Raw genomic sequence first — 24,658 nt, 5'->3', positions numbered from 1 at the left:
GTGGTCCGGTCGGTCGTGGGGGCGGGGTCCGTCACCGGTCGCCCTGCCCGTCGGTCTGCTCGGGGAGCGCGGTGAACTCGCCGAGCACGCCCTTCCAGGCGCCCTTCCAGGCGGTCCGCGCATCGGCCGTCTCCAGGCCCTTGTGCTCGATGCCGAGGGTGCCGCGGCCCTCGTCCTTCGCGGTGATGTTCACCGAGACGCGGCCGCCGTCGGCGACGGCCGCGCGCCAGTAGCGCCACGTCGCGGTGTCGCTGAGCAGGGGCTCCTCGAGACCGAGGCCGTCGCGGCGGGCCTCGGTCATGAAAGCGTCCCAGCGGTCGCGCACCTGCGTCGGCGTGCCGGGCACGGTGCGGGAGGCGGAGGCGAAGAAGTCCCCGTCGCAGCTCTGCCCCACCACGCGGCGGCCGATCACCTGCTCGTAGGCGACGGTGACGCCCTGCGCCCACCACTCCTCGACCTCCCACCGCTCCACCAGCATCCGCGCGATCGCGGTGTGGTCGAGGTCGCGCCCGCCGGCCGCGTCGAGCCGGTCCGTCCACTCGGCCAGCGAGGTGCCGGTGCCGTTCTCGAGCCGCGCGGCGTGCGGATGGTCCTGCGGGAGGATCTGGTCGCTCATGGAGGACACGATACGGCGAGCGCCGGGCCCGGGGACCCGGTCCGACGGGCCCGCTGCGTGCATGGAACACTGGCGGGATGCGACGTCGTCACCTGCTCGCCCTCGCCCCCGCGGCCGCTCTCGCCGCCTGCACCGCCCCTGAGGAGGACCCCGCGTCGCCGGGCGGCGACGGCGGGGGCGCGGCCCCCTCCGACGGCGGAGACGGCGGCACCGCCCCGTCCGACGGCGACCCGTCCGACGGCGAGGAGCCGACGACGACCGCCCCGCCGAGCGCCGCCGAGCAGGCTGCTCGAGGGGCTCTCGCCGCGCGAGATCGCCGGACAGCTGGTCCTCGTCGGCATCGCCGCCGGCTCCGAGATCCCGACCGCGACGTTCGAGGAGCACCACGCCGGAGGGATCTTCCTGCTGCAGGTGTGGGAGAGTGCCGAGCAGGTCGACGCCGTCGTCGACTCCGCCCTCTCGCTCGCCCGCCCCGAGTCGCCGCCGCTGCTGGCCGTGGACCAGGAGGGCGGCCAGGTGCGGATGCTTGCGGGGCGACGCGGCACGGGAGACGGCCTCGGCCGAGACCCTCGGCGCCGAGGGTCCGCAGGCGGTGGCCGACGCGTACACGAGCATCGGCGAGGACCTCTCCGCGCGGGGGCGCACGTGGCCCTCTCCCCCGTCGCCGACGTCGTCGACCCGGAGCTCGGCGACGCGAACGAGCCCGTGGGCGGGCTGGACCGCGGCTTCGGCACCGATCCCGAGCAGGTCGCCGACTGCGTGACCACCGCGGTCGAGGCGCTGTCCGAGCAGGGCATCGGCGCGACGCTGAAGCACTTCCCGGGCTTGGGCAGGGTGGAGCAGAACACCGACTTCTCCGCCGAGGGGATCGAGGACACGACCACCGGGCCCGAGGACCCGTTCCTCGAGTCCTTCCGCGCCGGGATCGACGCCGGCGCGCGGCTGGTGATGATGTCCTCCGCGATCTATCCGCGGATCGAGCCGGACGTCCCGGCGATGTTCTCCGCCGCCGCGATCCAGGACCTGCTGCGCGACGGCCTCGGCTTCGAGGGGCTCGTGGTCACCGACGACATCGGCGCCGCGCAGGCCGTCGCCGACGTCCCCGTCGCCGAGCGGGCGACCCGGTCGCTCGAGGCGGGCGGCGACGCGGTGCTCACCGCCGACCCGTCGCTGACCGGCGAGCTCGTCGACGCGATCGAGGAGTGGGCAGGGCGCGGCGAGGAGCAGGAGCAGCGGGTGCGGGAGTCCGCCGGCCGGATGCTCGCCCTGAAGGAGGCGCTGGGGTCGCTCTGACCGCGCGCGGCACCAGGAGGCGGGCAGGGCGAGGCGGCGGGCCGGGCCGGGCGCTCCGCCCGACTCAGTCCTGTACCTTCGACCGAGCTCCTACCGGCTCGTCCCTCGCCAGTACGTCGCTCAGTCCTTGCCGAGGGTGATGAGGTGGTTCACCGGGCCGTGGCCGCCGGCGGTGCGGGAGAGGCGCCAGTCCTGCGCGTTCTCGCTCGCGCTCGCCACGAACTCGCGCGCCGAGGCGACGATCGTGGGCATGTCGTCGTCCGTGCCCGACTCGCCGATCTCCTGCGGCTCCCCGCCCGATCGAACTCGGCGATCCGTGCGAGCTGGGCCGTCAGCGCGGCCGACAGGGTCGTGCCCGCCCCGCGCGCGGCGTCCGTCCCTCGATCCGCGCGCCCGCGCAGAGATCCGTGCCGCCGGGATGGACCAGCACGTCGACGACCTCGTCTCCCGGGAGCGACCCGCCCGTGATCAGGACGGAGCGGGGCCCCTTCGCGACGAGCGCGAGCGCGTGCTCGCGCATCTCCTCGATCGAGGTCGCCACCGCCCGGCGCAGCGAGCTGCGCGGACTCCCTCATGGTCAGCACCAGCACGTCCACGAGCGGGAGCAGATCGTGCTCGATCGCCGCGGCGCCCTCCGCCGAGATCAGCGCCGTGCCGTCGGCGCTGACCATCACCGGGTCCAGCACCACGGTCCCGAAGCGCTCACGATGGGCCCGCGGCGCGGCCACGACCTCGGCGACCACGGCGGCGGCGCCCAGCGAGCCGATCTTCGTCGCGTCCAGCAGCGACTCCTCGGAGACCGCGTCGATCTGGGAGCGCACCACCTCGGGCGGCGCTGGTGCACCCCGCGCACGCCCTGTGGGGACGCGGAGACCACCATCGTCACGGCGCTCGCACCGTAGGAGCCCAGCGCCGTGAAGGTCTTCAGGTCCGCTTGGACGCCGGCGGCGCCGTCGGACTCCGATCCGGCGATGGACAGGACGAGGGGCGGGCGCATGCGATCTCCATCCGACGAGTGGACCGGGCCCCGGATGACCCGTGAGCGGAGAGTACCAACCGTCCCTGGCATCCCCCTGCCGGGACGCGGCGGCCCGGATGCCCGGCGGACGCGCCCGGTCGTGGGACAATCTCCCCCGGACGGGGGTCACGGGGACCCCGCCGGGAGGCGACCGGGGACAGGGCCCGGGACAGGGGAGGTGCCGATGACGCAGGAGCCGCACGGCGAGGGCTCGCCCGAGAGCGCCCCCTGCCCGACTTCGCCTCCTCGACCTCCCCGACGGGACTCCCCGACTTCGGCGAGGACCACGGGCCGGCGACCCTCGGCGAGCCGAGCGAGCGCGCCTGCCACCGCACCCGGCTGACGATGATCGCCGTGATCGGCGGCTCGGTCGTCATCCTGCTCGTGCTGGCGCTGATCCTCTCCCAGACCGTCTTCCGCTCCGTGCTCGAGGATCCGGACCCGTCGGCCTATTCGACCGGGCCCCGCGGCGCCGAAGGCCAGTCCGAGTACGTCCCCGATCCCGAGGACCCGGACATCGCCCCTCCCCCGCCGATCTTCACCCAGGCTCCCACCACCGAGTGCACGGTCCCGCAGAACACGACCCCGCCGCGACCCTCCGGTACGGGCACGGTGCGCGGCGGCGGGCTGGAGTACACCAGCCCCGAGGGCTGGGGCGACGGCTGGGCCGTCCACTCCCTGCCCTATCTCACCGAGATCGCGGCCGACGGCCGACGGGTCGAGGGCGGCTGGTACAGCGTCGTGAACCTCGGCCGGGTCACCTTCCCCGAGGACGAGGGCGGCTATCCCGGTCTCGAGGCCTCGGCCGTCGCGATCTTCCAGTGCTACGCCACCACCTCCGGGGTCGTCTCCCACTTCGGCGAGCACCCGGAGGTGACCGACTACCGCTCCGAGGTGATGACGGTGGACGGCACCGCCGCCTGGATCGTCCAGGCCACCTACCACTTCGAGGACCCCGAGGTGCTGGACACCTCGAGCGCCTCGATCGTCACGTCGATCGTCGTGGAGACGCCGAACGGCCCCAGCGCCCTGGCCAGCGACGTCGCCGCCGATCAGCCCGAGCATGTCCAGAACCTCGAGGACATCATCGCGAGCCTCGACGTCGTCGAGTGACCGACCGCTTCCCGATCTCCCTGCAGGAGCAAACCGTGCACACCGGACCGCAGTTCACCCCCACCCAGCCCGCCACCCCCGGCGGGGGCGGGGGCCGGGCGACGCCGCTGCTGATCGGCGGGATCGCCTTCGCCGCGGTGTTCCTGCTGATCGTCGGCGGCACCATCGGCTATCTCGTGCTCCGCGGGAACGACGGCGAACCCGCCTCCGGCGGGACCGCGACCACGACGGACCCGTCGAGCGCCTCTGCGAGCGCGTCGGCGACCCCGACGGGCGAGGTCGAGGAGGAGCGCCGCTGGCGCCCGGAGACCATGGAGCGCGCCGGCGACAACCCCTCCGGGAAGCCGCGCGGCGGGGGCCTGCAGTTCATCCCGCCCGCGGTCTACGACCAGCGGCAGACGCCCCGCGGCGTCGCGTACGTGAACGACGCCCAGGGCGCCTATGCGCAGGCCGAGGACGGCTGGTACTCGGGAATGTTCGTCGGCGCGGTCGAGTGGCGACCCGGCATCGAGTACCCGGGCAACGAGGTCGCCTCCGAGAAGATCGTCGCGTGCTACTTCGCCGCGTCGATCTGGGGAGACACCGAGGGGCGCACGCTCGACGACCAGGTCACCGAACCGGTGACGATCGCGGGCCTGCCCGGCTATCGCACCACCGCGACCGTGAACTTCGCGAAGGCCCCGATGGAGTTGACCTCCGCGACGAGCCTGACGGTCATCGTGCTGGACACCCCGCAGGGTCCGAGCGTGTTCATGCTCGAGACCGCGGTCGGCGTCGCCGAGCACGAGGAGGCCGCCGCCGAGGCCCTCGAGTCCCTCACCGGCGTCGCCTGAGCTCCTCCCCTGCCCAGGCCCGCCGCTCGGCCGGGGCGCTCCCTCACACCACGGAGGAGGCGAGGCGGCAGAGGTTGTCGATGACCTGCATGGTGCGGGGCCGGGACTCCCACTCCTCGCGCGTCAGCGCCGGTCGCGGGAGCGGTAGGTGTCCTCCACCTCGCGCATCTTCTCCATGAAGTCGGTGCCGCCCACCATCAGCGAGCACTCCATCTGCAGCAGGAACGAGCGCATGTCCATGTTGGAGGAGCCGATCACGCTGACCGAGTCGTCGATCGTGACATGCTTGGCGTGCAGGATCGTCGGGGCGCGGTAGAGCCAGATCTTGACCCCCGCATCCAGCGGCGTCGAGTAGTAGGAGCGCTGGGCGTGGAAGACCAGGAACTGATCGCCGATCTCGGAGACGAACAGCTCCACCTCGACCCCGCGCCGCGCGGCGGTGATGAGGGCCGAGAGCATCGACTCGTCGGGCACGAAGTAGGGCGAGACCGCGACGATGCGCCGGGCCGCCGAGTAGAACAGCTGGTTGAACAGCAGCAGGTTGTTCTCCGCGACGAAGCCGGGGCCGCTGGGCACGAGCTGGCACTCGTAGGTGCCGGAGGAGTCCGGGGAGGGCCTCACCAGCGTCTCCACGGGCGAGATCTCGTCGGACTCGTAGTACCAGTCTGAGGCGAACAGCAGGTTCAGCTCCGAGACGATCGGGCCGCGGAAGCGGGCCATCGTCTCCTGCCAGTGCAGGCCGCGGCGGATGTTCGCGGGCTTGTCGTAGTGGGCGGCGATGAGGTTCTGGTCGCCCATCCAGCCGACCTCGCCGTCGACGATGACCATCTTGCGGTGGTTGCGCAGGTCCGGGCGCTGGAAGGCACCGTCGCGGAACAGGCGGATCGGCATCATCGGAGCGTGCTGGATGCCGTGGGCGTCGAGCTTCTGCCGCATCGCGCGGTACACGGCGCGGTGGCTGACCGCGCCCCAGTGGTCGTACAGCACCCTCACGGTCACGCCGGCGTCGGCCCGTTCCGCGAGCGCCTCGAAGAAGTCCTCGGTGACCTCGTCGAGGCCCATGATGTAGAAGAGCACGTGGACGCTCTCGCGCGCGGTGCGGATGTCCTCCGCCATCCGCGCGATCGAGGTGTCGTAGTCGATCTCGAGCTCAGCCGAGTTCTTTCCGGTCAGCGGGAAGGCGCCGAGCTCGCGGTTGAGCCGCACGGCGGACTGCAGCCAGCTGGGCGCGTCCTCGTCGAGCTCGCTGTCGGGGATCTCGTGGGCCCGCACCCGCAGCGACCGGTTCACGGCCTTCTGCTTCGCGAGCCGGCGCTTCGGGAGCTGGGAACGGCCCAGCAAAGAGGAACAGCGGGAAGCCGACGATCGGCGACACCATGATCGCCAGCGACCAGGCGAGCGCCGAGCCGGGCCGACGGTTCCGGGGGACGACGACCAGGCTGATCAGCCGCAGGACGACATCGATGCCGACGTAGAGATAGGTCCACACCAGGGCCCAGTTGTCGAGCACCCACTGCCACAGTCCCATCGGTGGTCTCCTCCTGCATGGTCGAACGCCGGGCGGCAGAACAGCGGGCCCCAGGGGCCCGCCGTTCAGCATACGGAGTGCGACACCGGCGGCGCCGCGCGGTGGCGTCAGTCGTTGCCGCGCAGGATCATCAGGATCCGCGGCACCTCGACGTACAGCCACACCATGGTCACGGCGATGCCGAAGCCGAGGCGCCAGGCGTACTTCCGCGGCGTGCCCGCCTCGACGGAGCGCTGGACGTCCTCGAAGTCCATCACCAGCGAGTAGGAGGCCATGACGACGGCGAGGCCGCCGATGACGAGGCCGAGCACGCCGTCGCGCAGGCTCTGCCCGGAGAGCAAAGAGGTAGCCGATGTTCACGAGCCCGAACAGCAGGTACGCGACCATCGCGACCATGAAGATCTTGTTCAGGCGGGGGAGGTGCGCAGGATGCCGACCCGGAAGAGGACCAGCACGGTGGCGGCCACCGCGAGGGTGCCGACCACGGCCTGCATCGCGATGCCGGGGTAGATGAATTCCATCGTCCCGCTGAGCCCGCCGAGGAACAGGCCCTCGAAGGCCGCGTAGGCGAGCACCAGGATCGGCGAGGGTCGCTTCTTGAAGATGTTGACCAGCGACAGGACGAGTCCACCGATCAGGCCGACGAGGGTCGCGACGCCGGTGAGCGCGAGACCCGCCTGGACCCCCTGGTCGCCGGCGACGAGGCCGAGGGCGAGCGGCATCATCGCGACGGCGAAGCCGACCACGATGATCACGCCGAGGGTCGCGCTGATGGCGTTGAGCGCATCGCGCATGGTCATGCGACCGGTGTCGTGGCCGGTGGCGGCCGGGCGGGCGTACATCGCCTCGAGCTGGTCGCCGCCCTGCTGGCCGAAGCCGGAGGACCACTGGGTATCGGAAGCGGGTCCGGTCTGTGCGCCCTGGCCGAAGCGGGGGCCGCTGTACGCGCCGCCGCCCTGCTGCACTGCCTGGTCACGGCCGAACACGATGTTGTGGCGTGCCATGTGACTCCTCACGTGGGAATGATCGGGGGTCGACGGCGGAGCTCGACAGGGTCCACCGGACCGACCCGCCCAGCCTAACGGGCGTTCCCGAGATCCACCTGGGCGTGCTCTGCGCCGTGAGCGAAGCGTGACCCGCGCTCGGGGCCGCCGCCGCGCCGCTCCTCGCCCGTGCCGGCGCTCCTCGTGCAGGCGCCGGGCCCCGCCGGCTCAGACGGAGCTGATCACCTCGCGGAAGCGGCGCAGGCGCTCTTCGGTGCTGGAGAAGAACTCCTCCGGGTCGCCGTCCTGGAGGATCCGCCCGTCCTCGAGGAAGACCACCCGGTCCGCGACCCGTCGGGCGAAGGCGAGCGAATGAGTGACCACCACGAGGGTGCGGTGCTCGGCGGCGAGGTCGGAGAGCACTGCGACCACCTCGGCGGCCAGCTCGGGGTCCAGCGCGGAGGTCGGCTCGTCGAACAGCGAGACGTCGGGGTCCATGGCCAGTGCCCGGGCGATCGCGACGCGCCGCTGCTGGCCGCCGGAGAGCCGTTCGGGATAGGCCTCCGCCTTGTCGGCGAGACCCACCTTCCCCAGCGGCTCGCGCCCGCGTCTCTCGGCCTCCGCCCGGTCCAGGCCCAGGTTCTCGATCGGGGCGAGGGTGACGTTCCCGAGGGCGGTCAGGTGCGGGAAGAGGTTGAACTGCTGGAAGACCATCGTCGAGCGGGAGCGGATCTGTCGGACGGTCCGGGCCGGGAGCCGGCCGCCCACGTCGATCGGGCCGTCGCCCAGGTCGAGGGTCCCCGCATCGGGTCGCTCGAGCAGGTTCAGGCGGCCGCAGCGAGGGTGGACTTGCCCGAGCCCGAGGGGCCCAGCGACACCGTCGTGGTGCCGCGCTCGATCTCCAGCGAGACCCCCTCGAGGGCGACGAGGCGCCCGAAGGTCTTGCGCAGGCCGGCCACGCTCAGCGGCGGCCGGGCGTCGGGGGCGTTCTCAGGCGCGGACATGGGCGGACACCTTCCTCTCGAGCTGGTTCTGCCCGAGGCTCAGCAGCGACACCACGAGGAGATAGATCAGGGCCACCAGGGTGTACATGATCAGCGGCTCGTAGGTGGTCGCCGCGACCTGCCGCCCCACCTGGAACAGATCGATGAGCGTGATCGCGAAGACCAGGCTGGTGCCCTTGACCAGGTCGATGAAGTCGTTCGCGAGCGGCGGGAGCACGATCCGCATCGCCTGCGGGGCGACCACGCGGCGGAAGGTCGCCGCGCGCGCGAGGTTCAGGGACCTGGCCGCCTCGAACTGGCCGCGCGGGATGGAGAGGATCGAGGCGCGCACGGCCTCCGAGGCGTAGGCGCCGGTGTTCAGCGCGAGCGTGATCACGGCCGCGGGGAAGGCGGCGAGCTCGATGCCGATGCCCGGGAGCCCGAAGTAGACGATGAACAGTCGCACCACCAGCGGGGTGCCGCGGAACACCTGCACGTACGCCCAGGCCACGGCCTTCAGCGGCGCCGGGGAGTACAGGCGCGCGAGCGCGACCAGCACCGCGATCACCAGCGCGATCGCGAAGGACAGCAGGGACAGCGGGATCGTGACCTGGACCAGCGCGGCGAGCGGCCGCGGGAGGGACTCGATCCACAGCTCGAGGAAGCGGGGCACGGCGCCTCAGCCCTCCGGGGTGATGTCCTGGCCCACCCACTCCTCGTAGATCGCCCTCAGCGAGCCGTCCTGCTTCATCTCCTCGAGGATCGCGTTCACCTCGGTCAGCGGCGGCTCCTGCCCCTGCTGCATGATCACGCCGACGGTCGTCTCGTCGGGCGACTCCTCGTCGAGGAGACGGAAGTCCGCCTCCGGATGCTCCTCCTGGTACGTCTGGAAGGAGATCAGGTCGTTCGCGGTCGCGTCGGCCCGGCCCTGGAGCACCAGCTCGATCGCCTCGGCGAAGCCCTGGACCGGCACGATCTCGGCGCCGAGATCCTCCATCTGGGCGGCCCAGTTGCTGGTCGCGGTCTGGGCCGCGCGCGCGCCGTCGAGCTCGGCGAGGGTCTGCACCTCGGAATCCGCGGGCACGGCGACCCGGCCGATCGAGCGGGCGTAGGGCTCGGAGAAGGCGTAGACCTCCTCGCGCTCGGGGGTGATGCCGACGTTGTTGACCACGAGGTCGTAGCGGTCCACGTCGAGCCCCGCGATGAGGGAGTCCCATTCGGTCTCGACGTACTCGGGCGTCGCCCCGAGCCCCTCGGCGATGCGATCGGCGATCTCCTTCTCGAAGCCGACGAGCTCGCCGGAGCCGTCGTGGAAGGCGTAGGGGCGATAGGTGCCCTCGAGCCCGATGCGCACGGTGCCGCTCTCCTGGATCCGGGCGAGGACGTCCTCGCCGCGCCGCCGCCGTCGGAGGCGCCGGAGCCTCCCTCGGAGCCGCAGGCCGCCAGGACGGCGAGCACGGAGGTGCCGCCGAGGGCGAGGGCCAGACGACGGGTGGGGCGTGGAGCGGGGCTCATGGTGATGTCCTCTGCGGTGGGTAGCGGTCGGGGGGGGCGGATCAGCCGGCGGCGGCGAGGGCCTGGTCGAGGTCCTCGAGGAGATCGGCGAGGTCCTCGATGCCGACGCTGAGGCGCAAGATCTCGGTGCTGATGCCCGCCGCGGCCTGGGCCTCGGGGGTCATCGCCTCGTGGGTCATGGTGGCGGGGCGGCAGATCAGCGACTCGACGCCGCCGAGGCTCACCGCGTAGGCCGGGTAGCGCAGGGCGCGCAGGAAGGCGACGCGGTCCAGGCCGTCGGCGAGCTCGAAGGAGAGCACGGCGCCGCGGCCTGTGGCCTGGGCGTCGTGCAGGCGCGCCTCCTCCTCGCTGTGCGAGCCGGGGTACCAGACCCGGGCGATGCGCTCGTGACCGCGAAGATGCTCCACGATCGCCTCGGCGTTGGCCTGCTGTCGCTCCAGGCGCGCGGGAGGGTCTTGATCGACTGGATCAGCCGGAAGGAGTCCTGCGGGCCGAGCACCCCGCCCTGGGCCTTCTGGGCGAGGCGGAGCGCGTCGGCGAGCCCGTCGTCGTCGGTGGTGACGGCCCCGGCGAGGAGGTCGGAGTGGCCGGCGAGGTACTTCGTGGCCGACTGCACGACGATGTCGACGCCGAGCGCGAGCGGCTTCTGCGAAGACGGGCGTCATGAAGGTGTTGTCCACGATCACGAGAGCGTCGTGGCGGTGGGCGAGCTCGACGATGCGGCGCAGGTCGGTGATGCGCAGTGTCGGGTTCGCGGGAGTCTCGACGAAGACGGCGCGCGTGGCGGGGGTGAAGTCCTCGTCGGTGAGCTCGGCGAGGTCCGCGACGAAGCGGCCGGTGATGCCACGTCCCGGCGAGCACGAGGTCGACCAGGCGATAGGTGCCGCCGTAGACGCTCGCAGGGAGGATCACCTCGTCGCCGACCTCGAGGGTGGACAGCGAGGCGGCGGTCGCGGCCATGCCGGAGGCGAAGGCGAAGCCGTGGCGGGCGCCGTCCAGCGCCGCGAGGACCTGCTCGAGCTGGGCGCGGGTGGGGTTCGCCCCGCGCTGGTAGGCGTAGGCGCCGTCCTCGGTGGCGGGGTCGAGCTCGAAGGTCGAGGCCAGGTGCACCGGCGGGACGACGGCTCCGTGCTCGAAATCGCGCAGGGTGTGCACGGCGGCGGTCTGGATGTGCACGGCGACTCCTCATCGGGGGACGTCGGGTATGCGGTCACACTAGGTCGCCGCCTCCCCGGCGGCCAGGTGAAATGAACGACTGTGACGCCCAAGTGGAGCCGACACTGCGCCCAAGATCACTTTATGGGCAGGGACGTGGGACCCGTTCCCGCCGAGCCGCGCCTCGGCCCCACGGCGCCCTGCGGGGCCGACCCGGCGACCGGCGGTCCGACGCGCGCGTCGCACGCGGCGCCCGTCGGCCCCGAGGATGCACGAGGGCCCGCGACCGTGATGGTCGCGGGCCCTCGCGGCGGGAGTCCAGCGGGATCGGGCGCCGACGGGACGCCCGCCGCGCTCAGACGCCGGCCGGGACGACGGGGATCGAGCCGGTGATGGTCTCCTCGTGCTCGCTGAGCACCTGGAGGGTGCGGCGCGAGCGGACCTTCAGCGCGATCAGCGTGGTGACGACCATGGCGAAGCCGGTGCTCGCCAGCACGATCGCGACCACCATCGGCGCCTCGTAGCCGAAGCCCGCGGCGATCACGGCGCCGCCCAGGGTGGCGCCGAGGGCGTTGGCGACGTTGAAGGCGGCCTGGTTCATCGAGGCGCCCAGCGGCTCGGAGCGGTGGGCGATGCGGATCATCCAGGTCTGCATCGCGGGGCTCAGCGAGGAGTTCACCAGGTTCGCCGCGAAGAACGCGATGATCAGGGCGGTCAGCGAGGTGTGGGCGACGGCGAAGAGCACCACGAGCGCGGTGATGTACAGCGGGAAGCCGATCAGCAGGGTGCCCTTCAGGGAGCGGTCGGTGGTCACGCCGCCGACGATGTTGCCAATGGTCATGCCGAGGCCTGCGGCGGCGAGCACCCACGGCACGGAGCTCTCGGGGGCGCCGGTGACCTGGGTGGTGATGTCGGCGACGTAGCTGAACACGGCGAAGGCGCCGGAGAAGCCGACCGCGGCGATGCCGATGACGATCCACAGCTGGAGGCGCTTGAGCGCCACGAGCTCGTCGACCATGCGGCGGCCGATCGCCTTCTCCTGGTGCGGGAGGGTCAGGTAGAGGGCTGCGAACGTCGCGACGAACACGCCGGCCAGCGGCAGGTAGACCACGCGCCAGCCGGCCGCCTGGCCGACGGCGGTGAGGATCGGGACGCCGATCAGGTTCGCGACGGTCAGCCCGGACAGGGCGAGCGCCGTGCCCTTGCCCTGGCCGCCGGGGCCCATCAGGGAGGCGGCCAGCAGCGAGGCGACGCCGAAGTAGGCGCCGTGCGGGATGCCGGCGACGAAGCGGGCGAGCACGGTGAGCTCGAAGGTCGGCATCACGCCGGAGAGCAGGGTGCCGACGGCGAGCGCGATCGCGAGCAAGATGATCATCGTGGTGCGGCTCCAGCGCACCGAGAGGAGCGCCAGGGCGGGGGCGCCGACGACGACGCCGAGGGCGTAGGCGGTGATCGCGATGCCGGCGCGGGCGATGCCGCCCTCGGGGTCGGCGGCCATCATCTCGGGCGACAGGCCGTGGGCGATGCCGGGCAGCAGGCCCATGGAGACGAATTCGGAGCCGCCGATGCCGAAGCCTCCCAGCGCGATCGCGAGCAGGGCGAGGCGGACGCGGGTCGGGCTGAGCTCGGAGGCGGCGGGGCGCGGGGTGTCGAGGAGGGTCATGAGGGGACCTCGGAGTTCGGGAGCGGACGGTCAGGGGACGGGCTCCATCGACCCGGGGCACAAGAATAAGCAAACGCTGTTGCGATACGTCAAGGGGTGCGTGGGAATCGGACGGATCACATCCTCGCCGCCCACGCGCGAATGCGAGTCACCGCCTGGTCACGCCGGGGCGACGTGCGAGGATGACCGCGTGAGACCGACCACCCCGCTGGACCGCATGGCGGGCGCGCACGACGCCGCCGTCCTCGCCGTCGCGCGCCGCGGCGACCCGGTCTCCCGCTCCGCCCTCGCCCAGGAGCCGCAGGTGACCCCGCAGGCGATCTCGAAGATCCTGGCGCGGCTGATGGAGCGCGGCCTCGTCGAGGAGGCCGGCACCGTGACCTCGGGCCCCGGCAAGCCCACGACCCTGTACGAGATCGTCCCCGGCTCGCGCCGTGCGATCGGGTCGCACCTGACCCGCTCGCGGCTCCACTCCGTCGTGGTCGATCTCACCGGGGAGATCCTCGAGCGCCGCGAGCTCGAGATCGGCCGCCTCCAGCCGGTGCCCGAGCTGGTCGCCACGCTCGCCGACGAGGCCCGCGCGGCGCAGGACGTCGGTCCGGGGATCCTGCTCGGCGTCGGCGTCGGGATGCCCGGCCCGGTGGACGGGGAGGAGGGCGTCTACCGCGGCACCTCCGACCCCGATCCCTGGCGGGGCGCCCCGATCCGCCGCCTGCTCGCCGAGGAGCTCGGCATGCCGGTGCCGCTGGACCACGACTCCCGTGCGGCGCTGGTGGGCGAGGCCTGGTCCCAGCCCGGGCCGCTCCGCAATGCCGCGCTGCTGCTGGTCGAGGACGGGCTCGGGGCGGCGCTGTGCCTGGACGACCAGATCGTGCGCGGCGCCCACTCCCACGCCGGCGAGATCGGCCACACCGTGGTGCGGATGGACGGGATCCCCTGCCCCTGCGGCCGCCGCGGTCGCGCGCAGAGGGAGCACCGGGCCGCGCTCGAGCGAGGGGAGGACGAGCTCGCCGCTCGCATCCTCGCCGAGGTGGTGGTGAACCTGGTGCGCCTGGTGGACGTGGACCGCGTGGTGCTCGGCGGGCGGACCGTCCACGAGCGACGACGAGGCGTCGATGGACGCGATCCGCGAGGCGCTGACCGCCGGGCTCAGCGACGAGCCGTGGGTGCACGTCGAGGTGATGCTCTCCACCCGCGGCATGGACCTGATCGCCGTGGGTGCGGCCTGCGAGGTGCTCGAGCACGAGTACGGTCTGCCGCAGGTGCTCGTCGGCCCCGAGTGACGCGGCGGGCCGGCCCGGTAGCAGGCGTCGGCCCGGAGCGACCAGTCGACCCGAGGAGTCGGGTCGATCCTCGGGGAGTCGCTTGGCGGAGCCGGGTCAGTCCCGGGGACCGAAGAGCGCCGAGCCGACGCGCACGATGGTCGCGCCCTCCTCGACGGCGATCTCGAGGTCGCCGCTCATCCCCATCGACAGCTCGGTGAGCTCGGGGATCTCGAGCCGCTCGCGCAGGGCGTCGCGCGCTCGCGCAGGGAGCGCAGCGAGGCGCGCACCGCGGTCTCGTCGCTCGTGTTCGCCCCGATGGTCATGAGGCCGATTGGGCGCAGGTGCTCGCTGCCGCGCAGGCGCTCCACGATCGGCGCGAGCGCCTCAACGGTCGGGGCATAGCCGCCCTTGGACTCCTCGCCCGAGGTGTTGACCTGCACCAGCACGTCGCGGCGGACGTCCGCGAGCTCGGACCGGCGCTCCAGGGCGTCGGCGATGTCGTCCCTGTCCACGCTGTGCACGAGCTCGGCGAAGGCGATCACGTCGCGGGCCTTGTTCGTCTGGAGCCGGCCGATGAAGTGCCGGGGCACGCCGTTGCCCGCGAGGAGCGGGTCCTCGTGCTTGGCGATCTCCTGGGCCCGGTTCTCCCCCACCGCGATCCGTCGGCCGCGCTCTTGCAGCAACTCGATCATCTCCGCGATCTGCGCGGGGGTGCGGGTCTTGGTGGCCAGCAGCGGCGTGATCTCCGCGCCGTCGCGCCCGGCACGGGCCGCGGCGGCGTCGATCCGCCCGAGCACCTCGTCGAGGCGGGCGATGAGCTGGGGGTCGGCGGAGGAGGCGGTCATGACCTCCATTGTGGCCGATCCCGGGCGTGCCCGGCACGCGGGCATCCGGTGCCCCCAGCGGGACTCGAACCCGCACTGTGCCGCTTTTAAGGCGGCCGCCTCTGCCGATTGGGCTATGGGGGCGTGCACGCGCCGGCGCTCGCGGTGGTGCGACCGGCGGCGGCGTCACCCTATGCTGGAATGCATCATGACCGCTGTGATCCGGTCCCTCGCGGACTCCCTGCGACGGTTCGGCGACGACCGCCTCGAGGCCCTGCTTGTCGCCCGACCGGATCTCGCCTCGCCCCTGCCCCGGGGGATCGGCCCCCTGGCCGCGCGCGCCGGGGGCGGCACCTCCGCCCGCCGCGCGCTGGACTCGCTCACCCTGCCCGAGCCGCATCTCGTCGAGGCGCTCGCCGTGCTCGAGGACGGCTCCTCCCCCGCCGATCTCGCCGCCGCGGTGTCCTCCGACCCGGCGACGATCGCCCTGTCCCTCGAGCGGCTGATCACCCTCGCGATCGTGTGGGGCGAGGACGAGCCGCACCTGCTGCGGCCGCTGCGCGACGGCCTGCGCACTCCGGCCGGGCTCGCCGCCGCGACCGCCGCCGATCCCGACGCCGAGGAGGCCGCGCGCCGCGTCGAGGCGGCCCGCGACCGGCTCGGCCCGGCGCTCGACGCGCTCGCCTGGGGGCCCAGCGCCGTCACCGGCGCGGGAAGCTCGCCGCCGCGCCGCGCCAGGCCGGGATCGTCGAGCCCGACGGGGAGAGCCTGCACATCCCCCGCTCCGTGCACCTCGCCCTGCGCGACGGGAGGGTGCGTCGCAGCCACACGGCGCGCCGCCCCGTGCTCGAGGGTCCGGAGGTCGCCGAGCGGATCCCCGGCTCCCGCACGGCGCAGGCCGTCGAGCGGGCGTTCGAGGCGCCGCGCCTGCTCGGCACCGTGCGCGGTTTCGACGAGGACCCGCCCGGGGTGCTCAAGCGCGGAGGACTCCCCCAGCGGGACCTGCGCCGCCTCGCCGAGCGCGCCGGCGCCCCGCTGCTGGACCACGCGACCGTGCTGCAGAGCGCCTGGCAGGCCGGGCTCATCGGCCATGACGGCCAGGAATGGCATCCCACCCGCGACTGGGACGTGCACCGGATCTTGCCCCCGTCCCAGCGCTGGGCCGAGCTCGTGCTCGCCTGGGCACGCGGGCACCACCTCGCCGCCGTGGTCGGCACCCCCGACTCCTCGGGGACGGGCCGCTCGCTGCTGTCGGACCTCACCCGACGCGACGGCGTGCGCACCCGCCGCGTCAGCCTCTTTGCGCCTGCTGCTCACGAGCCCGGGTGTGGACGCGACCGAGGACTCGCTCGTCGCGGCGCTCGCCTGGGCGTTCCCGCTGGTGCCCTCCGAGGTCTTCGCGGGAGGAGACCTCGGCGCCGCTGGTCGAGGGCCGGGCACTCGGCGTGCTCGACGGCGGCGACCTCACCGTGCTCGGCCAGGCACTGGTCCTGACCCTCGACGAGGACATCACCACCGCCGACGCCCGCCTCGCCGCGGCGCTGGAGGAGGTCGCCCCCGCCCCGGTCGAGGAGGTCTTTGCTGGACGCCGACCTCACCGCCGTAATCCCGGGCCGCCCCGCCGAGCGCCTGCTCCCGCCGCTGGACTGGACCGAGGTGATCTCCCACGGTGGCGCGCTCACGCTCCGCTTCAGCGCCGCCACGGTGCGGCGGGCCCTCGGCGACGGCCGCGATGCCGAGGCGCTGCTCGCCCTGCTCGAGGACGTCTCCCGCTCCCCCGTCCCGCAGGCCCTGACCTACCTCCTGCGCGATGAGCAGCGACGGCACGGCCGGGTGCAGGTCTCCCGCGCCTCGACCGTCCTCACCGCCGAGCCCGAGGTGCTGGACCTGCTGCAGGCCGCGTCCGAGGCGGTGCCGCTGGGGCCGCACCGTCTCGCGCCGACCGTCGCCGTGACCCTCTCGGATCCGGGCTTCGCCCTGCAGATCGCCCGGCAGGCCGGGCTGTCGCCGCAGGCCGTCGGCCCCGACGGGAAGCCCGTGTCCGAGGAGCTGTCGCACTCGCTGCGCCCGGGGCCCGTCGATCCTGATCTCGTGACGGTCGAGGGCCCGGAGCCGCGGATCCCCGCCGCGGAGGCGGTCGCGCGGATCCGCGACGCCGAGGAGGGCGGCACCGACCTCAGCGTCACCGACCGGTCGCTGGACGCGATCGCCCGGTCCACCGCGATCCCGCTCGGCATCGTCGACGGGCAGGGCGGCGTGGTCGTCAAGCAGGCCCTCCCGCTCTCCCTCGAGGGCGGCCGGCCGCGGGCCCGCGAGTCCGGCAGTCAGGAGGAGTTCACGGTGCTCGTGCACCGGGTGACGCTCGGCTGAGCTCTACCCCGCGCGTCTCGTCCCGCGGATCGATGCGTCCTCAGAATGACGAAGACCCCGGACCACATGGTCCGGGGTCTTCGTGACTCAGCGGCTATGCCGCGCGTCGATCAGTCCTGCGCGAGCGCGATCAGTCCTGCTTGGTCTCGCGACGGTCCTGGGTCCACTCGACGTGGAAGGTGCCCTCGGTGTCCACGCGCTGGTAGGTGTGGGCGCCGAAGTAGTCGCGCTGGGCCTGGACCAGGGCGGCCGGGAGGCGCTCGGCGCGCACCGCGTCGTAGTAGGACAGGGTCGAGGAGAAGACCGGGACCGGGTAGCCGGAGGCCGCCGCGAAGGCGACGATGCGGCGCCAGGCCGGGATGCACTTGGCGATCTCCTCGGTGAAGTACGCATCGGCCAGGAGCAGCGGCAGGTTCGCGTCGCGCTCGTAGGCCTCGGTGATGCGGTTGAGGAAGCGGGCGCGGATGATGCGACCGCCGCGCCAGATCCGCGCCATCGCGCCGAGGTCGATGTCCCAGCCGTACTCCTTCGCGCCGGCCGCGATCTCGTCGAAGCCCTGCGAGTAGGAGACGAGCTTCGCCGCGTACAGCGCCTTCTGGAGATCGTCGATGAACTGCGCCTTATCGGCGATCTCGAGGGTCTGCGCCTCGGCCTTCAGCACTCCGCGGGCGGCCTCGCGCTGCGGGGTCGAGCCGGAGGTGGAGCGGGCGAAGGTCGCCTCGGCGATGCCGGTGACCGGGACGCCGAGGTCCAGCGCGGTCTGCACGGTCCAGGCGCCGGTGCCCTTCTGGGCGGCGCGGTCGAGGATGACGTCGACGAAGGGCTTGCCTGAGGTCTGGTCGGTGTGGTGGAGCACCTCGGCGGTGATCTCGATGAGGAAGGACTCCAGATCGCCCTTGTTCCACTCGGCGAAGACGTCGCCGATCTCGGAGGCGCCCATGCCCAGCGCCTTGGACATCATGTCGTAGGCCTCGGAGATGACCTGCATGTCCGCGTACTCGATGCCGTTGTGGACCATCTTCACGAAGTGGCCCGCACCGTCGGCGCCGACGTGGGTGCGACGGGGACGCCGTCCACGTGGGCGGAGATCTTCTCGAACATCGGGCCGAGGCGGTCGTAGGACTCCTTGGTGCCGCCGGGCATGATCGAGGGGCCGTTCAGGGCGCCCTCCTCACCGCCGGAGACGCCGGAGCCGACGAAGTGCAGGCCCTTCTCGCGCGCCGCGGCCTCACGACGGCGGGTGTCGCCGAACAGGGCGTTGCCCGCGTCGACGATGATGTCGCCCTCCTCCATGAGGGAGGCGAGCTCGTCGATCACGGCGTCGGTGGGCTTGCCGGCCTTGACCATGATGATCGCCACGCGCGGCTTCTGCAGGGAGGCGACGAAGTCCGCCATGGACTCGGACGGGTAGAACTCGCCCTCGGAGGCGTAGTTGTCCATGACCGTCTCGGTCTTGCCGACGGAGCGGTTGTGGATCGCGACCTTGAAGCCGTTGCGGGCGAAGTTGCGAGCGAGGTTCGAGCCCATCACCGCCATACCGGTGACGCCGATGTCCGCGACATCGGCAGGGGACGGAGCAAAGCTGGCCATGGGATCTCCTCAGATCGAGTGACTGTCGAGCCGGGCCGAACCGCGGCGCCGAGGGCGTCGGCGGGCATCGCGGGCCCGACCCATCGCGGTCCATCCTAGGGAATTCCGGCCCGAGACGTTTCCGTGTGCCAGCGCTTGCCGCGCGAGGGTGGCCGTCGACACGGTACCGTCGCCCCGGGGAAAGCGGGAGGACGCTCTCCCCGCACGCCCGGACACACCTCGAGAGCGAGCCACCCGATGACTCAATCCCCGTACGATCCGCGACCGTCTCCCGGCGCCCCGCGCGCCCACGACCCGTACGGCCAGGACCCCTTCGCCCACGGCGCACAGCCGCAGGGCGCACCGGCCCACGGCTCCCCCGGCGCCGCACCGCAGGGCGCCGCCGGCGCTCCCGGTCCAGCCCCGGGCACCGACCTCGGCGCCGACCTCGGGGCGGGCCTGCGCTTCGCGGGCACCGGCCTCGCTGCGCGGCGCGGCCGCGGCGCTGCTGGGCGTCGGCGCGCTCTACGCCGTGGCCATGGTCGTGGTGCTCGGCGTCGGCTTCGCCCTCACGCTCTTCCTCTCGATCGCGATGGTCGAGACGTCCTCGTCGGCGGGTGGCGATCCCTCCGTCGGCCAGATGATCGTGATCTTCGCGCTGTGCTTCGTGCTGGTGCTGGTCACCGGAGTGGTCGGAGCGCTGTGGCAGGCCGGTGCCGCGCAGGCCGGCGGGATCCTCGCAGGCGGCGAGCGTCCGAGCTTCCGGCAGGGCCTGACCGGCCCCGGCCGGGTGGTCATCACCGCCGTGCTGGTGCTCGTGATCGTGATGATCGGCTCGGTCTTCGCTCTACCTGCCCGGCATCATCGCCGCCGTCTTGCTGTTCTACGCGATCCCCGCGGCGGCGCGCGGAGCGTCCCCCGGCCAGGCGCGCGGGAGTCGGTCTCGACGGCCACGTCGAACCTCGGCGTCACGATCGTCGGCTTCCTGATCACGATGGTGGTCTCCTCGGTCGGCGGGACGCTGGTCGTCGGCTTCATCGCGGTCATCCCCTTCACCGTCTTGCTCCAGATCGGGCTCTACGAGAGGGTCAACGGGCGCACCCCGTCCCTGCCCGCCTGATCCCGGCCCCGCCGCACCCCGCATCCGAGCCCGCGCCCCGTCCTGGGAGCGCGGGCTCGTGCACGTGCCGGCCCGGGGAGGCGCCCCTCACGTCGCCTCCTCGCCGGCCCGGACTGGACGTAGCCTGATCCGATGACCGACGGCCCCCTCATCGTCCAGAGCGACAAGTCCCTCCTGCTCGAGGTCGACCATCCCTCGGCGCAGGCCGCCCGGATCGCGATCGCGGCCTTCGCCGAGCTCGAGCGGGCGCCCGAGCACGTGCACACCTACCGCATCACCGACCTCGGGCTGTGGAACGCGCGCGCCGCCGGCTACGACGCGGAGACCGTCGTCGCGGCGCTCGTGGACCACTCCCGCTACCCGGTCCCCCACTCGCTGCTGATCGACGTGGCGGACACGATGGACCGTTACGGCCGCCTGCAGGCTGCTCTCCGACCCGCGGCACGGGCTCGTCGCCGCACGGCCTGGACCGCGCGGTGCTCGAGGAGGTCACCCGCGCCAAGCGGGTCCAGGGCATGCTCGGCGAGCGCGTCGACGACACCACGGTCAGGGTCCATCCCTCCGAGCGGGGCGCGCTCAAGCAGGCGGCGCTGAAGCTCGGCTGGCCCGCCGAGGACCTCGCCGGCTACGTCGACGGGGAGGCACACCCGATCGCGCTGGCGGAGGACGGCTGGCGGCTGCGCCCGTACCAGACCGAGGCGGTGGACGGCTTCCGCCACGGCGGCTCGGGGGTGGTGGTCCTCCCCTGCGGCGCGGGCAAGACCCTGGTCGGCGCCGGGGCGATGGCCGCGATGCGCGCACCACGCTGATCCTGGTGACCAACACCGTCTCCGCCCGCCAGTGGCGGGACGAGCCGCTGGCCCGCACCACCCTCACCGAGGACGAGATCGGCGAGTACTCCGGCACGACGAAGGAGATACGTCCGGTCACGATCGCCACGTACCAGGTCCTGACCATGAAGCGGAAGGGCGTCCACCCGCACCTGGAGCTGATGAGCGCCCGCGACTGGGGTCTGATCCTCTATGACGAGGTGCACCTGCTGCCTGCGCCCGTGTTCCGGATGACCGCGGACCTGCAGGCCCGGCGCCGCCTGGGTCTGACCGCGACGCTCGTGCGCGAGGACGGCCGCGAGGGCGAGGTCTTCTCGCTGATCGGGCCGAAGCGCTACGACGCGCCGTGGAAGGACATCGAGGCGCAGGGCTACATCGCCCCGGCCGTCTGTACCGAGGTGCGGGTGACCCTGCCCGCCTCGGACCGCATGGCCTACGCGATGGCGGAGGCCTCCGACCGGCCCCGCCTCGGCGCCGCGCACGGCGCGAAGGTGCCGGTGGTCGAGCGGATCGCCCGCGCCCATCCCGGGGAGCCGCTGCTGGTGATCGGCCAGTACCTCGACCAGCTCGAGGAGATCGCCGAGCACCTCGGCGCGGAGTCGCTGACCGGGCAGACCCCCGTCAAGCGTCGCCAGCGGCTGTTCGCCGACTTCCGCGAGGGCCGGATCGACCGCCTGGTCGTCTCGAAGGTCGCGAACTTCTCGGTCGACCTGCCCGAGGCCTCCGTCGCGATCCAGGTCAGCGGCGCCTTCGGCTCCCGCCAGGAGGAGGCCCAGCGCCTCGGCCGCCTGCTTCGCCCCAAGGCCGACGGGCGCTCCGCGCACTTCTACACCGTCGTCATGCGCGACACCCAGGACCAGGACTTCGCCGCCCACCGTCAGCGGTTCCTCGCCGAGCAGGGCTACGCCTACTCGATCGTGGACGCCGAGCGCCTGGACGGGGCGCTCGACGCGGGCTGAGCGGTCCCGGGTCGCATATCCGTCGGCCCGGCTCCACGGCGAGGGGACGCGACGTCGTTACAGTGAACACGCACGACATCCCCGCCGGCTCCGCCGGCGCTTCCCCGCCGCCCCGTCGGCCGTCCCCAGGAGATCGACATGACCGCACCCGACGATCCCAGCCGCACCTCCGGCACCGGCGACGCCCCGCGCGCCGACGCCCCGCGTCCGGACGCCGCCCCCGACGCCCCCGCCCCGCGTCACGAGGACACCGCTGCCACCGCCCCGACCGGTCGCCGTGCCGCCGGGCGCCCCGCCGCCGAGGAGCCCGCCGACATCCCGCCCTCCTCCGGCGGCAAGACCGCGACGACCTGGATCGCGCTGATCCTCGGCGCGATCGTGCTGGTGCTTGCTGCTGATCTTCGTGATCCAGAACAACGTCTCGGCCCGCTTCCAGTACTTCGGGGCGGAGTTCGACCTTCCGCTGGGCGTCGCGATCTTGCTCGCCGCGATCGCAGGTGCGCTGGTCATGGCCCTGGTCGGCTCGGTGCGCATGATCCAGATGGGCTGGACGATCCGCAAGGCGCGCAAGCGAGCAGGAGAAGGCCCAGCGCACCCTGCGCTGAGGCCGCCCAGGAGACGTCCAGGCATCTCCCAAGCACAGGGAGGACGGTAGGGCCATGACTGCTGCGAGCGAGGAGAACGACTACGAGGCACGCCTCCTGGTCGTCGACGACGAGCCCAATATCCGCGACCTCCTGGCCACCTCCCTGCGCTTCGCAGGCTTCGAGGTGTTCACCGCCTCCACCGGCAACGAGGCGATCCGGGAGGCGACCGAGCACCAGCCGGACCTCGTGGTCCTGGACGTGATGCTCCCGGACATGGACGGCTTCACCGTCACGCGCCGCCTACGCGACCGCGGCGAGCAGTACCCGATCCTCTTCCTCACCGCGAAGGATGAGACGCAGGACAAGGTCGCGGGGCTCACCGTCGGCGGCGACGACTACGTCACCAAGCCCTTCAGCCTCGAGGAGGTCGTCGCCCGGATCCGGGCCGTCGCGCGCCGCACCCACGGCGGCTCGGAGACGGCCGTGGACAGCGCCCTCGTCGTCGGCGACCTGCGCCTGGACGAGGACTCCCACGAGGTCCACCGCGGGGACGTGAACATCGAGCTGTCCCCCACCGAGTTCAAGCTCCTGCGCTACCTCATGCTGAACGCGGGCCGCGTGGTCTCCAAGACCCAGATCCTCGACCACGTCTGGGACTACGACTGGTCCGGCGAGGTGGGCATCGTCGAGTCCTACATCTCCTACCTGCGCCGCAAGATCGACGTGGTGGGCGAGCCGATGATCCACACCAAGCGCGGCATCGGCTACGTCGCGCGCGCCGCCGAGGGCGCCTGACCCCGACGCCCGACCCGAGGAGCACCACCCCGTGGCCCTGCCGAGCCTGCGCACCGAGCGCCCGATGTCCCTGTGGACCCGGATCGTCGCGCTGATCTCGCTGCTGCTGGTGCTCGGCGTGGTCGCGACCGGGAGCCTGTCGCTGTTCCTGCTGAACCGCACCCTGATCCAGTCGGTCGACAACAACCTGCAGTCCTCGGTCAGCGAGATGCTCTCCCTGGCGCGGACGAGCTCGCCGGGGACGAGGACGCCATCACCTCGAGCACGTACATCCCCGTGGAGTACGCGGTCGAGATCCGCGACGAGCAGGGACGGCCGATCGAGCAGGAGGTCTTCCACTACGGGCCCGGGAATGTCTCGGTGCAGTTCCCGGACCTCACCGACGAGCAGATCCTGCGGCGCGGCGGGCGCCCCTTCACGGTGCTGGACTCCGCCGAGAACCGCTGGCGAGTCATCGCGATGGTCAACTCCGGGCCGGACAAGGGCGCGTGTACGTGGCCCTGCCGCTGACCTCGGTGGACCGCACCATGCACGAGATGGCGCTGATCATCGTGCTGGTGGGCACCCTCGTGGTGCTGGTCGGGATGGGCGCGGGAGGCTACGTCACCCATCGGGCGCTCGAGCCGCCGCGGGACGTGGAGGCCACCGCCTCCCAGATCGCCGGGGGCGACCTCTCCCAGCGCGTGCCCGTGACGGACACGAGCCTCGAGGTGCACGATCTCGCGCTGTCGCTGAACGAGATGCTGGTGCGGATCGAGCAGGCCTTCGCCGCACAGTCCGCCTCGGAGGAGAAGGCCACCGCCTCGGAGGCGAGGATGCGCCGCTTCGTGGGCGACGCGTCCCATGAGTCGCGCACACCGCTGGCAGCGATCCGCGGCTTCGGCGAGCTGTACCGGATGGGGGCCCTGCGCACCGACGAGGACACCGCCTCCGCGATGCGTCGGATCGAGGACGAGGCGAGGCGCATGGGCTCCCTCGTGGAGAACCTCTCGCGCCTGGCGCGGCTCGACGAGCGCCCTGACCTCGACCTCGAGCCGCTGGACCTCACCGACGCTCTCTTCGACGCCGCCCAGGACCTGCGCGCCCTGGACCCGGACCGACAGGTCATGGTCGTCTCCCTGCAGGGGACGCCGCTGTCGGTGCGACCGCACGTCCCGTTCGGTGTGCTGGGCGACGAGGCCTCGCTGCGCCAGGTCATCCTGAACCTGGTGGGCAACGCGAACCGCCACACCCCCAAGGGATCGCCGGTCGAGTTCGCGGTGGGCCGCCTCGAGGACGGCCGGGTCCGGATCGAGGTGCGCGACCACGGCGAGGGCATCGACGACGACCAGCGGGAGAAGGTGTTCGAGCGGTTCTACCGCACCGACTCCTCCCGGGTCCGCTCGGCGAGCCAGGGCGGCGGCGCGGGCCTGGGCCTGTCGATCGCGGCGACCATCGTCCAGCGACATCGCGGCGCGATCGGCGTGCGACCGACGCCCGGGGGCGGCGCGACCTTCTGGATCGAGCCGCAGGGCACGGACCTCGACCCCGAGCAGCAGGTGGAGCCGGACCAGCCGCGGGCGCTGACGGGCTCTTCCTCCCCGGCGAGCCCGTCCGTCCCGCCCGCGCAGGACTGATCCGCGCACTCCCCCGCCGCTCC

Annotated in this window: 19 protein-coding genes, 1 tRNA gene and 9 pseudogenes; 13 read left to right on the top strand and 16 right to left on the bottom strand. The window is 72.7% G+C overall.

Annotated features, from left to right (window positions below):
* Positions 1–31 precede the first annotated feature (31 nt).
* A complete protein-coding gene (locus WKH84_RS19110; RefSeq protein WP_341854772.1) occupies positions 32–616 on the bottom strand; it encodes a hypothetical protein in 585 nt (194 codons plus the stop codon).
* 57 nt (positions 617–673) lie between these two features.
* Here WKH84_RS19110 and WKH84_RS19105 point away from each other — a divergent pair, with 57 nt between their 5' ends.
* Positions 674–1,909: a glycoside hydrolase family 3 N-terminal domain-containing protein gene (locus WKH84_RS19105; RefSeq protein ID WP_341854771.1), complete on the top strand. Its 1,236-nt coding sequence runs from the start codon at positions 674–676 to the stop codon at positions 1,907–1,909.
* A gap of 120 nt (positions 1,910–2,029) precedes the next feature.
* Here the strand turns inward: WKH84_RS19105 and WKH84_RS19100 are convergent, their stop codons facing one another.
* Together WKH84_RS19100 and WKH84_RS19095 are read right to left on the bottom strand one after the other, a co-directional pair.
* Complete coding sequence (locus WKH84_RS19100; protein WP_341857043.1) at positions 2,030–2,161, bottom strand: hypothetical protein; 132 nt, start codon at positions 2,159–2,161, stop codon at positions 2,030–2,032.
* Positions 2,162–2,514: 353 nt separating this feature from the next.
* A pseudogene (locus tag WKH84_RS19095) lies at positions 2,515–2,906 on the bottom strand (bifunctional hydroxymethylpyrimidine kinase/phosphomethylpyrimidine kinase); the annotation flags it as partial.
* Positions 2,907–3,272: 366 nt separating this feature from the next.
* Between WKH84_RS19095 and WKH84_RS19090 the strand changes: the two are divergent.
* Both WKH84_RS19090 and WKH84_RS19085 read left to right on the top strand, forming a co-directional pair.
* Positions 3,273–4,040 (top strand): hypothetical protein, encoded by a 768-nt coding sequence (locus WKH84_RS19090; RefSeq protein ID WP_341854770.1) that lies wholly within the window; start codon positions 3,273–3,275, stop codon positions 4,038–4,040.
* On the top strand, positions 4,037–4,873 hold the full coding sequence (locus tag WKH84_RS19085) for a hypothetical protein (protein WP_341854769.1): 837 nt from the start codon (positions 4,037–4,039) through the stop codon (positions 4,871–4,873). The genes WKH84_RS19090 and WKH84_RS19085 overlap by 4 nt, the downstream gene beginning before the upstream one ends.
* A 43-nt stretch (positions 4,874–4,916) precedes the next feature.
* On the opposite strand, the pseudogene cls reads toward WKH84_RS19085, so the two are convergent.
* From cls to WKH84_RS19035, 10 genes and pseudogenes are all read right to left on the bottom strand, one after another.
* Positions 4,917–6,401 (bottom strand): annotated as a pseudogene (gene cls / locus WKH84_RS19080) (cardiolipin synthase).
* 107 nt (positions 6,402–6,508) lie between these two features.
* Positions 6,509–7,243, bottom strand: a pseudogene (locus tag WKH84_RS19075) (Bax inhibitor-1/YccA family protein).
* Between the two features lie 369 nt (positions 7,244–7,612).
* Positions 7,613–8,388: pseudogene (locus WKH84_RS19070) on the bottom strand (amino acid ABC transporter ATP-binding protein).
* On the bottom strand, positions 8,375–9,040 hold the full coding sequence (locus WKH84_RS19065; RefSeq protein WP_341854768.1) for an amino acid ABC transporter permease: 666 nt from the start codon (positions 9,038–9,040) through the stop codon (positions 8,375–8,377). The pseudogene WKH84_RS19070 and the gene WKH84_RS19065 overlap by 14 nt, the downstream one beginning before the upstream one ends.
* Positions 9,041–9,046: 6 nt before the next feature.
* On the bottom strand, positions 9,047–9,721 hold the full coding sequence (locus tag WKH84_RS19060; RefSeq protein WP_341854767.1) for a transporter substrate-binding domain-containing protein: 675 nt from the start codon (positions 9,719–9,721) through the stop codon (positions 9,047–9,049).
* A gap of 202 nt (positions 9,722–9,923) precedes the next feature.
* Positions 9,924–10,289 carry a PLP-dependent transferase gene (locus WKH84_RS19055; protein ID WP_341854766.1) on the bottom strand — a complete coding sequence of 122 codons (366 nt, stop codon included), beginning with the start codon at positions 10,287–10,289 and terminating at the stop codon, positions 9,924–9,926.
* A 101-nt stretch (positions 10,290–10,390) separates the two neighbouring features.
* Positions 10,391–10,498: pseudogene (locus WKH84_RS19050) on the bottom strand (PLP-dependent transferase); the annotation flags it as partial.
* A gap of 103 nt (positions 10,499–10,601) precedes the next feature.
* Positions 10,602–10,724, bottom strand: a pseudogene (locus WKH84_RS19045) (methionine biosynthesis PLP-dependent protein); the annotation flags it as partial.
* A 73-nt stretch (positions 10,725–10,797) separates the two neighbouring features.
* Positions 10,798–10,992 (bottom strand): annotated as a pseudogene (locus WKH84_RS19040) (PLP-dependent transferase); the annotation flags it as partial.
* Between the two features lie 400 nt (positions 10,993–11,392).
* Positions 11,393–12,700, bottom strand: a complete 1,308-nt coding sequence (locus WKH84_RS19035; protein ID WP_341854765.1) for an MFS transporter — start codon at positions 12,698–12,700, stop codon at positions 11,393–11,395.
* Positions 12,701–12,890: 190 nt separating this feature from the next.
* Between WKH84_RS19035 and WKH84_RS19030 the strand changes: the two genes are divergently transcribed.
* Entirely contained in the window at positions 12,891–14,183 is a 1,293-nt protein-coding gene (locus WKH84_RS19030) for an ROK family protein (protein ID WP_341854764.1), read from the top strand.
* Here the strand turns inward: WKH84_RS19030 and WKH84_RS19025 are convergent.
* Both WKH84_RS19025 and WKH84_RS19020 read right to left on the bottom strand, forming a co-directional pair.
* A complete protein-coding gene (locus WKH84_RS19025) occupies positions 14,160–14,810 on the bottom strand; it encodes an alanine racemase (protein WP_341854763.1) in 651 nt (216 codons plus the stop codon). The genes WKH84_RS19030 and WKH84_RS19025 overlap by 24 nt on opposite strands.
* Before the next feature lie 49 nt (positions 14,811–14,859).
* A tRNA-Leu gene (locus tag WKH84_RS19020) sits at positions 14,860–14,933 on the bottom strand.
* A gap of 378 nt (positions 14,934–15,311) precedes the next feature.
* On the opposite strand from WKH84_RS19020, the gene WKH84_RS19015 reads away from it, so the two are divergent.
* Positions 15,312–16,283 carry a hypothetical protein gene (locus WKH84_RS19015; RefSeq protein ID WP_341854762.1) on the top strand — a complete coding sequence of 324 codons (972 nt, stop codon included), beginning with the start codon at positions 15,312–15,314 and terminating at the stop codon, positions 16,281–16,283.
* A gap of 84 nt (positions 16,284–16,367) precedes the next feature.
* Entirely contained in the window at positions 16,368–17,159 is a 792-nt protein-coding gene (locus WKH84_RS19010) for a helicase-associated domain-containing protein (protein WP_341854761.1), read from the top strand.
* Positions 17,160–17,289: 130 nt separating this feature from the next.
* Here the strand turns inward: WKH84_RS19010 and gndA are convergent.
* Positions 17,290–18,749: pseudogene (gndA, locus tag WKH84_RS19005) on the bottom strand (NADP-dependent phosphogluconate dehydrogenase).
* Between the two features lie 511 nt (positions 18,750–19,260).
* On the opposite strand from gndA, the gene WKH84_RS19000 reads away from it, so the two are divergent.
* The 7 genes and pseudogenes from WKH84_RS19000 to WKH84_RS18970 all read left to right on the top strand — a co-directional run bounded on the left by WKH84_RS19000 (position 19,261) and on the right by WKH84_RS18970 (position 24,635).
* A complete protein-coding gene (locus tag WKH84_RS19000) occupies positions 19,261–19,848 on the top strand; it encodes a hypothetical protein (protein WP_341854760.1) in 588 nt (195 codons plus the stop codon).
* Between the two features lie 132 nt (positions 19,849–19,980).
* A pseudogene (locus tag WKH84_RS18995) lies at positions 19,981–21,637 on the top strand (DNA repair helicase XPB).
* 62 nt (positions 21,638–21,699) lie between these two features.
* Positions 21,700–22,035, top strand: coding sequence for a hypothetical protein (locus tag WKH84_RS18990; protein ID WP_341854759.1), 336 nt, complete (start codon positions 21,700–21,702; stop codon positions 22,033–22,035).
* A 5-nt stretch (positions 22,036–22,040) separates the two neighbouring features.
* Positions 22,041–22,292 carry a lipopolysaccharide assembly protein LapA domain-containing protein gene (locus WKH84_RS18985; RefSeq protein ID WP_341856969.1) on the top strand — a complete coding sequence of 84 codons (252 nt, stop codon included), beginning with the start codon at positions 22,041–22,043 and terminating at the stop codon, positions 22,290–22,292.
* 4 nt (positions 22,293–22,296) lie between these two features.
* Positions 22,297–23,019 carry a response regulator transcription factor gene (locus WKH84_RS18980; RefSeq protein ID WP_341854758.1) on the top strand — a complete coding sequence of 241 codons (723 nt, stop codon included), beginning with the start codon at positions 22,297–22,299 and terminating at the stop codon, positions 23,017–23,019.
* A 72-nt stretch (positions 23,020–23,091) separates the two neighbouring features.
* Positions 23,092–23,529 (top strand): hypothetical protein, encoded by a 438-nt coding sequence (locus WKH84_RS18975; RefSeq protein WP_341854757.1) that lies wholly within the window; start codon positions 23,092–23,094, stop codon positions 23,527–23,529.
* A complete protein-coding gene (locus tag WKH84_RS18970; RefSeq protein ID WP_341854756.1) occupies positions 23,508–24,635 on the top strand; it encodes a HAMP domain-containing sensor histidine kinase in 1,128 nt (375 codons plus the stop codon). The genes WKH84_RS18975 and WKH84_RS18970 overlap by 22 nt, the downstream gene beginning before the upstream one ends.
* Positions 24,636–24,658 lie beyond the last annotated feature (23 nt).

The organism is Brachybacterium sp. GPGPB12 (assembly GCF_038396325.1).
GTDB classification, from domain to species: domain Bacteria; phylum Actinomycetota; class Actinomycetes; order Actinomycetales; family Dermabacteraceae; genus Brachybacterium; species Brachybacterium conglomeratum.
The sequence above is the reverse complement of the archived record's forward strand: the minus strand, read 5'-3'. Positions and strand labels throughout refer to the sequence as shown.

Bases quoted from the DNA above. Each gene is read 5' to 3' on its own strand.
- WKH84_RS19110 (WP_341854772.1), bottom strand. From the start codon at position 616: ATGAGCGACCAGATCCTCCCGCAGGACCATCCGCACGCCGCGCGGCTC.
- WKH84_RS19100 (WP_341857043.1), bottom strand. From the start codon at position 2,161: ATGCCCACGATCGTCGCCTCGGCGCGCGAGTTCGTGGCGAGCGCGAGC.
- WKH84_RS19090 (WP_341854770.1), top strand. From the start codon at position 3,273: ATGATCGCCGTGATCGGCGGCTCGGTCGTCATCCTGCTCGTGCTGGCG.
- WKH84_RS19035 (WP_341854765.1), bottom strand. From the start codon at position 12,700: ATGACCCTCCTCGACACCCCGCGCCCCGCCGCCTCCGAGCTCAGCCCG.
- WKH84_RS19025 (WP_341854763.1), bottom strand. From the start codon at position 14,810: ATGACCGCCTCCTCCGCCGACCCCCAGCTCATCGCCCGCCTCGACGAG.
- WKH84_RS18980 (WP_341854758.1), top strand. From the start codon at position 22,297: ATGACTGCTGCGAGCGAGGAGAACGACTACGAGGCACGCCTCCTGGTC.